The 14,019-nt window shown below is 40.4% G+C and carries 16 protein-coding genes and 1 riboswitch; of the genes, 2 read left to right on the forward strand and 14 right to left on the reverse strand.

The window, feature by feature from the left end; genetic code table 11:
• Window positions 1–5 precede the first annotated feature (5 nt).
• Window positions 6–941 carry a homoserine O-acetyltransferase MetA gene (metA, locus tag PBAT_RS00935; RefSeq protein ID WP_068645875.1) on the reverse strand — a complete coding sequence of 312 codons (936 nt, stop codon included), beginning with the start codon at window positions 939–941 and terminating at the stop codon, window positions 6–8.
• Window positions 942–1,066: 125 nt separating this feature from the next.
• Window positions 1,067–1,195: riboswitch (SAM riboswitch) on the reverse strand.
• Window positions 1,196–1,656: 461 nt separating this feature from the next.
• Between metA and corA the strand changes: the two genes are divergently transcribed.
• Window positions 1,657–2,592: a magnesium/cobalt transporter CorA gene (gene corA / locus PBAT_RS00940; RefSeq protein ID WP_068645876.1), complete on the forward strand. Its 936-nt coding sequence runs from the start codon at window positions 1,657–1,659 to the stop codon at window positions 2,590–2,592.
• A 60-nt stretch (window positions 2,593–2,652) separates the two neighbouring features.
• Here the strand turns inward: corA and PBAT_RS00945 are convergent, their stop codons facing one another.
• From PBAT_RS00945 to PBAT_RS01005, 13 genes are all read right to left on the reverse strand, one after another.
• Complete coding sequence (locus tag PBAT_RS00945; protein ID WP_068645877.1) at window positions 2,653–3,666, reverse strand: HRDC domain-containing protein; 1,014 nt, start codon at window positions 3,664–3,666, stop codon at window positions 2,653–2,655.
• Window positions 3,667–3,830: 164 nt separating this feature from the next.
• A complete protein-coding gene (locus PBAT_RS00950; RefSeq protein ID WP_068645878.1) occupies window positions 3,831–4,712 on the reverse strand; it encodes an ROK family protein in 882 nt (293 codons plus the stop codon).
• A 180-nt stretch (window positions 4,713–4,892) separates the two neighbouring features.
• Entirely contained in the window at window positions 4,893–6,017 is a 1,125-nt protein-coding gene (locus tag PBAT_RS00955) for a phosphodiester glycosidase family protein (protein ID WP_246168298.1), read from the reverse strand.
• Window positions 6,018–6,878, reverse strand: a complete 861-nt coding sequence (locus PBAT_RS00960; protein ID WP_068646339.1) for a 5'-3' exonuclease — start codon at window positions 6,876–6,878, stop codon at window positions 6,018–6,020.
• Between the two features lie 119 nt (window positions 6,879–6,997).
• Complete coding sequence (locus PBAT_RS00965) at window positions 6,998–7,360, reverse strand: arsenate reductase family protein (protein WP_068645880.1); 363 nt, start codon at window positions 7,358–7,360, stop codon at window positions 6,998–7,000.
• A gap of 2 nt (window positions 7,361–7,362) precedes the next feature.
• On the reverse strand, window positions 7,363–8,382 hold the full coding sequence (locus PBAT_RS00970; RefSeq protein ID WP_068645881.1) for an RluA family pseudouridine synthase: 1,020 nt from the start codon (window positions 8,380–8,382) through the stop codon (window positions 7,363–7,365).
• Window positions 8,379–8,948, reverse strand: coding sequence for a cob(I)yrinic acid a,c-diamide adenosyltransferase (locus PBAT_RS00975; RefSeq protein WP_068645882.1), 570 nt, complete (start codon window positions 8,946–8,948; stop codon window positions 8,379–8,381). Before PBAT_RS00975 ends, PBAT_RS00970 begins: the two co-directional genes overlap by 4 nt.
• Window positions 8,949–9,061: 113 nt before the next feature.
• A complete protein-coding gene (locus PBAT_RS00980) occupies window positions 9,062–9,670 on the reverse strand; it encodes a hypothetical protein (RefSeq protein WP_169810069.1) in 609 nt (202 codons plus the stop codon).
• Window positions 9,671–9,698: 28 nt separating this feature from the next.
• Window positions 9,699–9,959, reverse strand: a complete 261-nt coding sequence (locus PBAT_RS00985) for an aspartyl-phosphate phosphatase Spo0E family protein (RefSeq protein WP_068645883.1) — start codon at window positions 9,957–9,959, stop codon at window positions 9,699–9,701.
• A gap of 107 nt (window positions 9,960–10,066) precedes the next feature.
• Window positions 10,067–11,278, reverse strand: coding sequence for an aminotransferase class I/II-fold pyridoxal phosphate-dependent enzyme (locus PBAT_RS00990; protein WP_068645884.1), 1,212 nt, complete (start codon window positions 11,276–11,278; stop codon window positions 10,067–10,069).
• Window positions 11,279–11,294: 16 nt separating this feature from the next.
• Complete coding sequence (locus PBAT_RS00995; protein ID WP_068645885.1) at window positions 11,295–11,795, reverse strand: Lrp/AsnC family transcriptional regulator; 501 nt, start codon at window positions 11,793–11,795, stop codon at window positions 11,295–11,297.
• A gap of 181 nt (window positions 11,796–11,976) precedes the next feature.
• Window positions 11,977–12,363, reverse strand: coding sequence for a spore coat protein (locus tag PBAT_RS01000; RefSeq protein ID WP_084402743.1), 387 nt, complete (start codon window positions 12,361–12,363; stop codon window positions 11,977–11,979).
• 40 nt (window positions 12,364–12,403) lie between these two features.
• Complete coding sequence (locus PBAT_RS01005; RefSeq protein WP_068645886.1) at window positions 12,404–12,622, reverse strand: hypothetical protein; 219 nt, start codon at window positions 12,620–12,622, stop codon at window positions 12,404–12,406.
• A 113-nt stretch (window positions 12,623–12,735) separates the two neighbouring features.
• Between PBAT_RS01005 and PBAT_RS01010 the strand changes: the two genes are divergently transcribed.
• Complete coding sequence (locus tag PBAT_RS01010) at window positions 12,736–13,983, forward strand: NAD(P)/FAD-dependent oxidoreductase (RefSeq protein WP_068645887.1); 1,248 nt, start codon at window positions 12,736–12,738, stop codon at window positions 13,981–13,983.
• The last annotated feature ends 36 nt before the right edge of the window (window positions 13,984–14,019 follow it).

Here is a 14,019-nt window from a genome sequence, read left to right on the forward strand (position 1 = left end):
GTAGATTATATTTGTGGCCAAACTTCCATCGCATCTCCAATATCAAACGGTGTCTCTTGGTATACATAATAATTCAGCCAATTTGCGAATAATAAACTTGCATGTGCACGCCAAATTGCTGGAGGTACACGATTAGGATCATTTTTTGGGTAATAATGTTTAGGCAAATCTATTTCTAACCCTTTGGCTACATCACGTTCATATTCCCATTTCAATGAGAAGGGGTCATATTCAGAGTGTCCCGTGACGAATATTTGCTTGCCATCTTTCGTAGCCACAATATAAATACCGGCCTCTTCAGATTCTGACAAGATCTCAAGTTCAGGAATGCCTTCAATATCCTCACGACGGACTTCCGTATGACGGGAATGTGGCACATGAAATACTTCATCAAACCCTCTTAATAATTTAACATTAGGTAAATTGATCGTATGCGGGAATACCCCAAATATTTTCTCTTTCAGTTCGTATTTCGCAACTCCAAAGTGGTGGTACAGCCCTGCTTGAGAAGCCCAACATATATGAAGGGTTGATGTTACATGTGTCTTACTCCATTCAAAGATTTCTTGTAATTCATGCCAATAGTTAACATCTCTGAATTCCATTTGTTCCACAGGTGCTCCTGTAATAATCAGACCATCAAAACGACTAAATTTTACTTCATCAAAAGTTTTATAGAATGTTCTCAAGTATTCCTCAGATGTATTCTTGGAAGTATGTGAGCTTGGATGTAACAATACAATTTCTACCTGAAGGGGTGAGTTACCCAGTAGACGGAGTAGTTGTGTTTCCGTCGTCTCCTTCGTAGGCATTAAATTGAGAATCGCAATTCGCAGGGGACGTATATCTTGGTGATAAGCAAGACTTTCATCCATGACAAAAATGTTCTCTCCAGCAAGTATTTCCTTCGCTGGTAACGTATCTGGAATCTTAATCGGCATGCTGATTACACTCCTTTGGCTGACATCGGCGATAATCATGAGTAAAGGGTTCTATAAACAAAAACAACCTAAATCCATAGGAAATATCCATAGGAGAAAGGTCATCATCGTTAATCTATGCGCCTCTCTCATCTCTCAAGAAGGATTTGCCAACAATTCGACAAATCTTCCTGCAAGAATTAGCACCGTACGTTTATTAAACGCCGGTTGCCGGGTTTCATCGGGCCTGTCCCTCCACCTGCTCTTGATAAGATTTCGCTTTATTCATTTGTAGTTTAATATTTTTTGGTAAAATTTATACCTGAATTCACTTTAAATCATAACGTTACCTTCGTCAAGAAGAGAACTACCTTTTCAAAGAAATTTTTCAATCCGTTAACACCTAGATCGCGCAATGATCATAAGCTATAGACTAGACGTAACAACCTTTTTTCTTCTTGAAAGGATGTTAGGAGGACGTTATACTAGACAAGTATTACATTCCTATAAATGAAGAAGAGGTGACATGGAAGATGGACGGCGACCCGAAACCCCAGCTGATGAATTATATAACACAACCGCATAGGACTAGAACCAGCCTGTTGGAGGAAGGAGCTATTCAACTTCTCCGTGTGTAAGTATTATCTTACCTTTAACTTCAAAGACTGACCTCTTTTCTATGCGCGTAACTTAGCGCTACCCATGGCTGATCATGGGGATGAAGGAGTGACTACTAATGAAAATTCGATTGGTTAATACAGGGGTGTTCACCCCAATTGATGACATCCAAACTACACTTACCCCACCTGAAGAAGGATTCTACTGGATCGACGCAGATGCAGAAGACCTTACTTTATTGCAACCCCTCTTTTCTTTACATGACTTAGCTGTTGAAGACTGTCTCAGTGAGGATGAACAACGTCCTAAGATTGAAATATATGAAAACCACTACTTCATCGTAGTCAACAGCATCAGGTTCGATGATGAAGAAATTTTCTTGCGCGCCCTTAGTGTATTCTTAGGGAGAAATTACATTATCACGGTTACGAATCAAAAAATAAATGAGCTTCGTTCATTGAAACCCATCCTTTGGGAACAAGAAGTCAGTTCACCCGATCGATTCTTATATTTTCTCATTGACTTAGTGGTGGATAACTACTTTTCTGTAGGTGACCGGATCGAGGCCAAAATCGAGAAATTAGAAGAAGATATTCTAATGCATACTAAGAAATCTCATCTTATTGAAATCATTGGACTTCGAAGTGAGATATTGTGGTTAAAGAAAGTTCTTGGTCCACAAAAAGAAGTTATTAACATTCTCAACAAAAAAGATCTTCGACTGATCGACGACCAATTGCAGAAATATTTCAGTGATATTTATGAGAATGCTGTAAAAATTACTGAAACATTTGAAACATATCGTGATCTGATGGGTAACTTAAGAGAAGCATACCAGTCCAGTATTGCTAACCGTGCGAATGAAATTATGAGAGTATTTACAGCCATTACAACCATCTTCATTCCGTTAACACTGATTACTGGGATTTATGGAATGAACTTTACAAACATGCCTGAATTAGACATGAAATACGGCTATTTCATGATTATAGCTATCATGGCGACTTTGGGTTTCGGCATGTTCCTTATATTTAAGAAGAAAGATTGGCTCTAATCATTGCACAAGGACGAAAGGCGCTCTGTCTACAGAGAATCTTTCGTCCTTGTGTCATATTTAACCGACGTTCCTTCTAGAATCTTGATCCCGTCGAAACCGAATACGAATCATTCGTATGCGTTCGTATAATTGATCTATATTACCTCTAGCCAACGTATCTTTCCCTTCCCCATACACCTTCTGTAGTACTGGCTTCAAGAAATTATCTCCGAGTTCTTCAAATGCCGACCATACAGCATTCTGCTCGACAATAGCCATTTCTTGCAGTTCAATCTGTATAAGATGCTCGGTGTCATAACCTTCCTTCTCCAGTTCCTCCAAAGCTTCAATGATTTCTTTCCGAGGCGTGTTACATACCTGTTCTAACTGCTCTACGTTCTTGCCTTCCGATATTCCCATCATAAGCGTGCGACGCATCCTATACTGATCTAGCTCAAGTCTGTATTTCTGTTCCTTCTGCTTGAATACCCAAGTCATGTAAACCTCTTCATTTAATTCAGCGTAAACCCAATTTAATGGAAAGGTATGATTGCGTGTTACTTTAGCTGTGATTTCTAAAATATCAGTGCCATAATCCCCTGCTTTGTTATCTCCCACTCCCGGTAGTTGCAATAGTTCCTCAACATTGTGCGGAATAAAGCTACTGATTAATCGTAATAATTTATTACTTGCAATGAAATACGGAGCCTTACGTTCAGAGACAGCTCTCCTACGTCTCCATGCACATAACTCGTTGTATACATTTTCATCAGGATGATGTTCACTATAACAATACAATTTCTGAACACTTTGACCACGGTAACGTTGTTCTTCCTCTTCATGAAATACGCCTTCTATAATGGGTCTGTAACCCTCTCCAAGCTTGATGGCAAGGCCGTGACGATAAATACACAACAACTCATTCCATGAAACACCTTCGTACCATGAGGAATCAAGGTATTCTTCATTTATCTGGAAATCTCGCCATCCAAGATGCCAAATTCCTTCCTCCTCACCAATCCATACTTGTGCTACTGCTTCCTCATCACTTCTAGATCCTTTGACTAATCGATTCATAAAAACAACCTGCATTTTTCATCCCTCCCATCATTCAGCACAACACGCAAAAAAAGCACCACCCTTACAATAATGTAAGAGAGGTGCTTCCTCGGTCGAACCATGTTATACTGTTACCCCTATAATACCATATACTGTCATTTCGTCAACGATAATTCATATCTAGACATAATGAGAAATTAAACTTCCTCAAGTGCTAACCGTGCAAGTGCTAATGCACCACATAGTCCTGCATTATCACCTAGCATAGGAGAGACAATATATTGCTCAATATCTTTATTAATGGATGAATGCTGTACATATCCATTCAGAAGGCTACGAAGCTCACGATGAATCAATGGAAATAGTTGACGTTGCTTCATAACCCCACCGCCCAAAATAATCTTTTGCGGGGATAAGATCAAGATATAATTCATTAAAGCTTGTGCTAAATAATACGCTTCCATTTCCCATGCCGGATGTTCCACATCGAGTTCAACACCTTGTAATCCAGAACGCCCGCTAATTGCTGGTCCTGCAGCTAGTCCCTCTAAACAATCCGCATGGTAAGGGCACGTTCCCTTGTACGAATCCTCTGGATGACGCCGAACGATGATATGTCCCATTTCAGGATGAGATAATCCATGCAACATCTTCCCATTAACGACAGCTCCTGCCCCAATACCTGTACCTACAGTAATATACATACAGCTATCTAAGCCTTGTCCAGCACCCCATAAGTGTTCACCTAGCGCTGCCCCATTCACATCTGTATCGAAACCTATAGGCATATCAAAATGTGATTTCATATATCCAACGATATCATACTGACTCCAATGAGGTTTGGGTGTGGTCGTAATATAACCATATGTATCGCTTTCTTTAATGGGATCAATGGGTCCGAAAGAACCAATGCCAATCGCTTCGATGTCTTTTCCTTCAAAAAAAGCCACTACCTGAGCCATCGTTTCTTCTGGTGTTGTTGTTGGAAAACTAACTCTTTCTACAACTTCGCCATCCTTTGTTCCAATACCACAGACGAACTTCGTTCCTCCTGCTTCAATCGCTCCTAATAAACCCATGTGTCAACATCCCCTTCTGCTCAAGCTGATTTCCCCCCTATTATATTATATTATTCTGTTTGTAGATACAACGAAACGATACAATATGTGAGCGCATCCTGAGCATTACCATCATTGTATAACATGACCACGCATCATAAATGAGGCGTGGTCATGATGAACATTTATTTTATTGATACTTTACGGATTTCTATTTAGGTTATTCCCAAATACTAACGTATTACTAAGTAATCGTCCTGCTGATGTCAGTACTTTCCCTCTACCATACAGCGCAGAGGACGCGCCTCCATCCAGATTCATAGCTTGCTTTGCACCCAGTTTCTGCATCACTTCAGCCCACTGTTTCATCGTTGCACCCGAGATTGTGGCAATCATCACAGAACCATCTGCCATGATCGCAATTCCACTACGCGCAGCAGCACTACTTAATATCTTCTGGTCTTTAAATCCTTCTGCCGTAGGCGTTAATGCAACCTTACCGTCCTTCACAAGTCTTGGTCCAGCTCCAACTGCCGTAATGACTTCCTCCCAAGGAAGGGCTTGTCCCTGATCATCTTGATAAGTAACATTCATCTCTACATCTGCTCCAACTTCAAAGCGTTCAGCCATCGACTTTTCTGTACCGTTACATACGAGAACATAGCCCTTCTTCGGAATCATAACATTATCATTTGGCACTTTCTTGGTAACTTTCCCGTTCTCTATCACAACGGCAATACCACCCTTAAATCCAACGTAACTCCCACGATTCTCTGTATATAAAATACTAACATTAGCATTCGTCGAAGGTGTCCGATTAACAAAGGTCGCATACCAACTCAAGGGACTACCTACACTTCTAGATACTGTACCTTTGATACTCAATCTAAGTCTATCCATAAGTGCGGTTCCGTCAGATTTAAAACCAATCGTCGTTCCATAGTGTCCCATATGCACAATCTTTCCGTCCACAATGAGATTGCCATAAGGATCAGGTGGACCTCCATAAGCTTCAAAGAAAGCACCGCTTATCGCAGCTTCTCCGCGATATGCTTTTACGATGGCATTAAAGTCTTGTGTTAACCCCACTTTACCCTTAGCCAGCCCAACAGTACTTGGTACTCCTTTAGGAATAGACGTGGTCTGTACTGTAAAACTTCGTCCACTAACCGTTACCTTTTTCACTTCATTTCTAATAGTAGCACTAGATGATGCATAGGATGTATTCATATATCCAGGTAGTACAAAGGATAATGTCATGACTACCACTAGCATTCCAATACCTACTCTACTTATTCTCTTGGATTTGAACCATGACCTGCTCACCTAGACTGCTTCAACTCCAATCAATTGACATAGACTCTTCATTTCCAATTCTTCGAATTTCGATGATATCAGAACATTGTCTATTTCAAGCTGGCAACCATCAACGGCACACTCTACGGGAACTTCACAATGAATTTCGGCGAGTCTACGTGATAAATGTAGCATATCTAGATCATTCTCAATCTTAGTACGTACACTCGAAGAGAGTTGATCGAGGTTCTCAAGAATCCCTTCAATCGATTGGTATTCCTGAATAAGCTTGATCGCTGTCTTTTCTCCTATCCCACGAACACCGGGGTAATTATCACTAGCATCACCCATAAGTGCCTTCATATCAATAATTTGACGAGGATGAAGTTGTCTTTCTTCATATAAGGATTCAGGTGTGTATACTTTATAATTACCTTGTCCTTTTTTCATTATAATGACACTCGTAGCCGGACTCACGAGTTGAAGTAAATCATGGTCACCCGTTAATATCGTAACATTCATTTCTTTACTGATCTGTGTTGCTAACGTACCAATGCAGTCATCTGCCTCAAACCCTTGATAACTAACATTAGGTATTCCGAAACTCTCAATGACATCACGGATCAGAGAGAATTGAGGAATAAGATCATCAGGTGCTTCCGAACGATTTCCTTTATAAGCCGAATATTCCTCAGCACGAAAAGTAGTCCCACCCAGATCCCAACAGCAGACGACATGACTTGGTTCGAAGGTCTGTACAGCATCCCAGAAATAACGGACAAATCCATAGATAGCATTAGTAGGAACGCCAGCCTTTGTACGACGAATATATCCACTAGAAGCCGATGCAAAATACGCTCTAAATAATAAAGCCATGCCATCGACTAGCATTAACGATTGTTGTTTTTGACTTGTCACTCTTTTAACCGCTCCTTATATAACTCTTTCTTCCGCACAAAGGCGGTGATAGGTATAGTATATCATACCTCTAACAGGGCATTATCGAAATACTAGCTTCCCCAAACATTGGCATATTGCTCTTCTTTAAAGCCTAGCGTTACCTGCTCCCCATCACTTACAATAGGTCGCTTAATTAACATTCCATTTGACGAGAGCAGTTCGATTTGTTCTTCACGGGTCATGTTGGCAAGCTTATCCTTTAGTCCCAAGCTTTTATATACTTCGCCGCTCACATTAAAAAATTTCTTGAGTTCTAGCCCACTGTTATCAATTAATTCATTTAATTCAGAGACCGTTGGCGGATTCTCAACGATATGACGAATTTCAAGGTCATGTCCATTTGCTCGTAACCATTTCGTTGCATTACGACATGTACTACACTTTGGATATTGATAAATAACAAGGTTGCTCATACTTATTCTTCCTCCTTCATTATATTCTGAAGTAATTGACCTCGAAGTGCTACCATATCCGTTGGAAGTGGTGCAGTAATGGTCATCCGTTCTTGCAGAATCGGATGAACAAAGGACAACTCCGATGCATGTAACGCTTGACGACCTATCAGTCGATCAATCCTAACCACTTTATTCTCATCCATCAAGTTCTTCTGAGTTTCAGTGCCAGCGAGTTCATTATCCTGATCCGTTTCCATTTCAACATAAATAGGATGTCGATAATACGAGTCCCCTATCAACGGACATCCGATTGACGTCATATGAACACGGATCTGATGTGTTCTACCTGTCTCCAACTTTAGTTGTACCATACTCGTCTGATTGTATTGTTCAATGACCCAGTACCGTGTCAGTGAAATATACCCCGTTGGTGTCACAATTCTACGATGAGGATCCAATGGGTCTCTATCAATAGGACCATCTACCATTCCTTCAGGGGGACTAGGCACACCATGGACCAATGCAATATATTTCTTATCAACCTCTCCATCTATCATCTGCTGAGAGATATGTTGATGGACGTAGGGATTCTTCGCAATAACTAAGACGCCCGTTGTCTCTTGATCAAGCCTATGAACGGGTCGAAAGCGAAACGATTTCCCTTGTTCAAGCCAATAATGAACGACTCCGTTTGCTAACGTGTTGGTATAATGACCACTAGTAGGATGAACAATGATGCCAGCCTCTTTGTTTACAACCAACAGATCGTCATCTTCAAATAAAATATCAAAAGGAATGGGCTGAGGTAAAATATCTTCCGAAGTCTCCTGCTCCATCCGTATTTCAACCCTATCTCCACTCCTTACATAAACACTAATATACACTCTCTCGCCATTTAGCTTGATCCCTTCCTCGGTCTGTTTCAGTCGTGTTAACAGTTTGCGAGAAATGTTCATTTTTTTTTGCAAAATCGTCTTTAGTTTCCATCCCTCTTCTTCGGCGGAAACGACGTATGCGATTGGATTATAATATTGGCTCATTTCTCTGATTTAAACACCTTTTGACTACGTACATATTCGATGTCTGCTACTCCTTTACGTGCGTTCACCGTTCTTGCAATTACGAAGAAATAATCAGACAAACGGTTTAAATATTTACGTACATCGGGATTGATATCCTTTTCTTTGCCTAAAGTCACGGTTCTACGCTCTGCTCTACGACACACTGTGCGGCAAACATGAAGAGTGGAAGATATCATATCTCCACCAGGTAGAATAAATCGCTCGAGCGCTGGGTTCTCTTTCTCACACGTGTCTAGCCAAAGTTCCAATCGCTCTACCAATTCGCCTGTCACCTTATATTTACTTTCACTTAGCTTAACAAACGCTAAATCCGAACCACAATCAAACAACTCATGTTGTATCTCTAACAACTGTTCCTTCAGATCAGCAAACAATTCACCCTCCATGAGGCTAATCGCTTGTCCTACGAAACAATTCAACTCATCAATCGTTCCATAAGCTTCTACTTGATGATCATCTTTGATCACTCTGCCTCCAATGACAGAGGTTTCACCTTTATCGCCTGTACGTGTGTATACTTTCATTTGGAATCCTCCTAAAAGATTTTGAAATAGCATCACTTCATCGAATAGTCTTCGTTTCAAAAACTTACTTCGAAAGCATATACTTAGTTATTGGAAAAGCATTGCTTCTATTATTATTCCCCAATCATGAGCTTCATCACTTTAACTGAATTCTCAACTGAATTTGAGGAGAATGGAATGGTAGCATATAATCCTTCCGTTCGGAAGTTCATACCTTGAAATATTTTCATTTTTGAGAGAGGGATTGCAAAAAGATGCTTCTCAGAGACTATCTCATTTGTTGCTTCATCCGTTACGCCAGCCTCAAACACACCCTCAGGGAATTTCTCGGAATCGAACTCCTGATCAAGGACCCTATGAGCACCCTGCTGACTATATCGTTTCATAACATCTTCAGGCACAATGATAATCTCATGTTCCCCAGCCGCGTATTCTATCAATACTTTTTGCTCAACATATAATGCCGCTGCCGAGATGCTAACCTTAAGATCTTCTCCAAGCTTCTCTTGTAGTTCCTGCTCTAACGGCTCCCTAATATCTGAAGGGCTTTGTGAAAGATCCGTCATAAAAATAGAAACATCTGCATCATTCCCACAACCTGCCAACATCAAGATACTCGCACAAATTAGAAGCCATTGTCCAATACGTTTCAATGTCTGTTCCCCCAATCGATAATAAGAACAATATAGCATATATAGTGGACAGATAAAAAGAAGGCTCATCATTACGAGCCTCCTTGTAAACTACATATTATTTTTTAGGGAGAATGTTTTTCATGTATTCATTTATCTTTAAGTCTAGCAAACTACTAATTTCAATAACGATTTCAGAAGTAAATGACTGCTCTTGGACAAATATTTGTTCCATCTTGCTGCGGAGCATTCGAATTTCATCTTCCAACGTAAACTCTCTATTCGAAGATTCGTTCGTTTTGCTTGGCCATTTACCAATCTTCCCTTCGGAGATATAACCCCCCCGATATTTGGGCATATCATAATCAGCACAAAACAAATCGAATCCCTCCATTAGATAGTTTCTGCTCTTAAAGACAAATTATAACATAAAATACTAATAATAAAAGTGAACATATTGTTAATTCTCAAAAATAATCAGCTAAATTAGCCTTTTTTCAGTTTTTCTACAAATCCGCCTATTCGATCAAGCGCCTCAGTCAATTGAGCAACGGAAGTCGCGTAGGAACAACGAAGAAAACCATCCCCGCCGAGTCCAAAGACGTTACCCGGAACCGCTGCTACTCTAGCTTCTACAAGCAGTCTATGCGCAAAATCATCGGATGATAAACCGGTACTTTGAATGCTCGGAAATGCATAAAATGCCCCCTGAGGTTCATGACAATCAAGCCCGATATCACGCAATCCCTGAACAATCAACCGTCTACGCTGGTTATAGGATTCCATCATTCGATCTTTTTCCTCTAAGCCATTGGTTGTTAATGCTTCTAATGCAGCAACTTGGCCCATCACTGGAGCGCACATCACCGTATACTGATGAATCTTTAACATCGCTGCAATGAGGTCTTCGTGTGCACATGCATAACCCATACGCCACCCTGTCATAGCAAATGCTTTAGAGAATCCACTCACTAGCACGGTTCTATCCATCATTCCAGGAATAGATGCAAAGCTAACATGCTTCTCACCATAGGTAAGTTCAGCATAAATTTCATCAGAAATAACAATGAGATCATGTTTCTCTATCACTTTAGCAATAGGTAACCAATCATCATACGTCATAATTGCACCCGTTGGATTGCTTGGATAAGATAATATCACTACTTTGGATCTAGGTGTGATCTTTGCTTCCAAAGCCTCCGCAGTTAATTTAAAACCATTCGCAGACGTTGTTTCAATACCAACTGGGATGCCTCCACCAATAGCAGTAATCGGCGAATATGACACATAACATGGTTCAGGAATAAGGATTTCATCACCCGGAACGATCAATGCACGTAGTGCTAAATCTATCGCTTCGCTTCCCCCTACGGTAACGAGTATCTCCTTCGCAGGATCATATGTAATTTGGAAGTTCGTATCCAAATATTGACCAATAGCCTCACGAAGTTCAGGCATTCCTGCATTAGAGGTATATCCCGTACGTCCTCGTTCTAAAGAGTAAACACACGCTTCACGTACGTGCCATGGTGTAACGAAATCTGGCTCACCCACACCAAGCGTAATAATATCTTTATTAGCTGATACTAGATCAAAAAATTTACGAATGCCCGAAGGAGCGATCTCCCTGACGAGCGGCGCTAAATAGGATTCCATTGATTTTTTGTGCTCTGTTGCACGCCCTTCATTCAAGATCATCACACTTCCTCCTTCTTCATGGAGAGATCAAGAGTCGAGTATCTTCTATGTGATCCTCGAGAATAATCCCATCTTGTTTATATTTCTTCAGAATAAAATTGGTCTTCGTTGAAAGTACAGAATCGATTGGTGATAATTTCTCAGACACAAAGTTCGCTACTTCTCTTAAGTTTTGTCCTTCTACTTCTACAAGTAAATCATATGCACCAGACATCAGATATACCGATTTCACTTGAGGATATAAATAAATACGTTCTGCAATCCCCTCAAATCCACGCCCACGTTCCGGTGTAATCTGAACCTCAATCAGGGCTGTTACTTTCTCATCTTCAATCTTGCTCCAATTCACCACAGCAGAATATTTCACAATCACATGATCACTCTCAAGCTCTGCTATCGCCGTTGTAACTTCATCTTCGCTAACACCAAGAAGAGTAGACAATAAAGCCGGGGACCTTCTCGCGTCCTCTTTTAAAAGGTCCAACACCTTCATTTTAAGATCGTTTAGTTCCTTCATAAGTTATCCTCCAGTGCTTGCTTTTCGTGGGCACTGATATTAATAAATGTCATACCCGCGTAAAAGAGATTAATACATATACTACAATATTTTGAGGTCTATGCATAGAAAAAAACCGTCCCACTTGGCCCGGAGCCTTATGAGACAGTTATTTCATATAAAATATGCTTTTTCCAATCGATTACATATATTGTGTGCTTCCCGATTGTGATTGTTGTTGTTCAGCATTAGGAATATATCCATTTTGTATATCATTCCCTGTTTTTTGGCTCACGAATTGACGAGATTCTTGTTGCGTCTTTTTAGATGCTTGAACGTGCTTATCTAATTCAGAACGTGGCGCTTGACTAGGTAGTGAATACTCCGTTTGCTGCTGCATCAGGGTAAATACTTCCCCCTGTAATCTCAATGTATCATTCGTCAAGTTCGTAAACATCTGACGTACAGACGAACAATTAGATTCTGTCGCTGCTGTCAAATATTCTCTAGAGGTTCTTTTCAAATCAGCCACAATCGTATATAACAAATCCTTTTCTGGCATAAACGCGGAATTATTCTGAGATGTCACGTTAGTATCCTCCTCTATAATAGTGTTTGCTGCATTGTATCTATTGAATTTGCGTTGGTGCTAATTGTTGGTGTGCTTCTAATGATTGTACGAGTTGATCAAGGTGACTATCCAAACTTCGAATATAGGATAAACATGCTTGTTGAATGATTGTATTCTGTGTCGTTGCGGCTGTTGCAGCACATTGCTTGATCAATAAGTTCTCATTGGTAATGGAATCTGAGATGTAGGAAAGCTCTTTCGTTGTTAATGGTTGCATATGCGTCCCTCCTGGGTAAGTATATTTTGACAAAGATAGTATCTCCCGACCTTTTATTAATATGTGAAATTCATTTGTAATTCTAATCCTAATACTATAAAGGAGTGTTGATCGTGACCCCATTAAATGTTGGTTCCCTACTTTGGTCAAAACCCTCTGTTACAGCACCACAATATTCAGCGCTTGAACAAGATCTTTCGTGCGATTGTCTTGTCATTGGAGGTGGTATGGGGGGAGCATTACTTTCTTACATGTTATCTTTGCAGAAAGTCAGCACTATTCTATTGGACAAAACAAAGATTGCTACAGGGAGTACCGCTGCGAATACAGGACTCTTGCAGTATACGAACGATAAATCACTGACATCATGTATCAATACATTCGGTGAAGAGGCAGGTGTACGGTTCTATAAGTTATGTGAGGATGCTATGAAGAAACTGCATGACATCCAAGACGACTTAATCATGGAGACACAGTTCATTCCACGTAATAGCCTTTATTATGCAAGCACAGAACAAGATGTTTCTATGATTCAAGAAGAGTACAATAATCTCAACCATTATGGATTTAACGTTGAATACTGGGATAAGGATCGAATATCTTCCACGTTCCCATTCACCAAACCGGCTGCTCTATATACGCATGGAGATGCAGAAGTTAATCCTTTTCAAATGTGTCATTCCTTAGTTGCTACAGCTGCAAACAACGGAGTACAAGTCTATGAGAATTCAGAGGTCATTCGTTATGAGTACCAGCAAGACGGCGTGATTTGTCATACGAGGAATCATCGTATTTTTGCAAAGCATGTCATTTTCGCTCTAGGTTACGAGACACAAGAGATGAAAGCTGATCGCAATGCCATTCTAACCACTTCATATGCTATCGCTACCAATCCCGTAAAGGATCTCAGTAGTTGGCATGAACGATCACTTATATGGGAATCAGCACGTCCTTATTTGTATATGAGAACTACATCAGATGATAGGATTGTAATCGGAGGCCTTGATGAGCATCTCTTGAACCCTGAAGATCGTGAAGTACGACTCATCAGTCAGAGTCGAAAATTGCTTCAGGAGGCGGAGGCGTTATTTCCTGAAATAGGCCCCTTAACAATAGATTATTCTTGGGCCTCTGTCTTTGGGTCAACCCATGATGGACTTCCCATGATTGGGCCACATCCACAATATCCACACTGCTACTTTTTAGAGGGTTATGGAGGTAATGGAACCGTGTATAGTATGATTGCTGCTGAATTAATAGCAGATATCTTAACAGGAAACCCAAGAACGGATGATCTTGAATTATTCTCCTTAACCCGAACTACTAAACCATCTCCTCCTTCAGAACATGTATCGGCGTAATCTGGCAAAGAGACAAATAACCCGATTGGCATTATC

The organism is Paenibacillus antarcticus (assembly GCF_001637225.1).
Taxonomy (GTDB): domain Bacteria; phylum Bacillota; class Bacilli; order Paenibacillales; family Paenibacillaceae; genus Paenibacillus_AQ; species Paenibacillus_AQ antarcticus.

Bases quoted from the DNA above. Each gene is read 5' to 3' on its own strand.
- PBAT_RS00990 (WP_068645884.1), bottom strand. From the start codon at position 11,278: ATGATCTTGAATGAAGGGCGTGCAACAGAGCACAAAAAATCAATGGAA.
- PBAT_RS00980 (WP_169810069.1), bottom strand. From the start codon at position 9,670: ATGAGCCTTCTTTTTATCTGTCCACTATATATGCTATATTGTTCTTAT.
- PBAT_RS00960 (WP_068646339.1), bottom strand. From the start codon at position 6,878: ATGCTAGTCGATGGCATGGCTTTATTATTTAGAGCGTATTTTGCATCG.
- PBAT_RS00950 (WP_068645878.1), bottom strand. From the start codon at position 4,712: ATGGGTTTATTAGGAGCGATTGAAGCAGGAGGAACGAAGTTCGTCTGT.
- PBAT_RS00945 (WP_068645877.1), bottom strand. From the start codon at position 3,666: ATGCAGGTTGTTTTTATGAATCGATTAGTCAAAGGATCTAGAAGTGAT.
- metA (WP_068645875.1), bottom strand. From the start codon at position 941: ATGCCGATTAAGATTCCAGATACGTTACCAGCGAAGGAAATACTTGCT.
- PBAT_RS00970 (WP_068645881.1), bottom strand. From the start codon at position 8,382: ATGAGCCAATATTATAATCCAATCGCATACGTCGTTTCCGCCGAAGAA.
- PBAT_RS00975 (WP_068645882.1), bottom strand. From the start codon at position 8,948: ATGAAAGTATACACACGTACAGGCGATAAAGGTGAAACCTCTGTCATT.
- corA (WP_068645876.1), top strand. From the start codon at position 1,657: ATGAAAATTCGATTGGTTAATACAGGGGTGTTCACCCCAATTGATGAC.
- PBAT_RS00965 (WP_068645880.1), bottom strand. From the start codon at position 7,360: ATGAGCAACCTTGTTATTTATCAATATCCAAAGTGTAGTACATGTCGT.
- PBAT_RS00995 (WP_068645885.1), bottom strand. From the start codon at position 11,795: ATGAAGGAACTAAACGATCTTAAAATGAAGGTGTTGGACCTTTTAAAA.
- PBAT_RS01005 (WP_068645886.1), bottom strand. From the start codon at position 12,622: ATGCAACCATTAACAACGAAAGAGCTTTCCTACATCTCAGATTCCATT.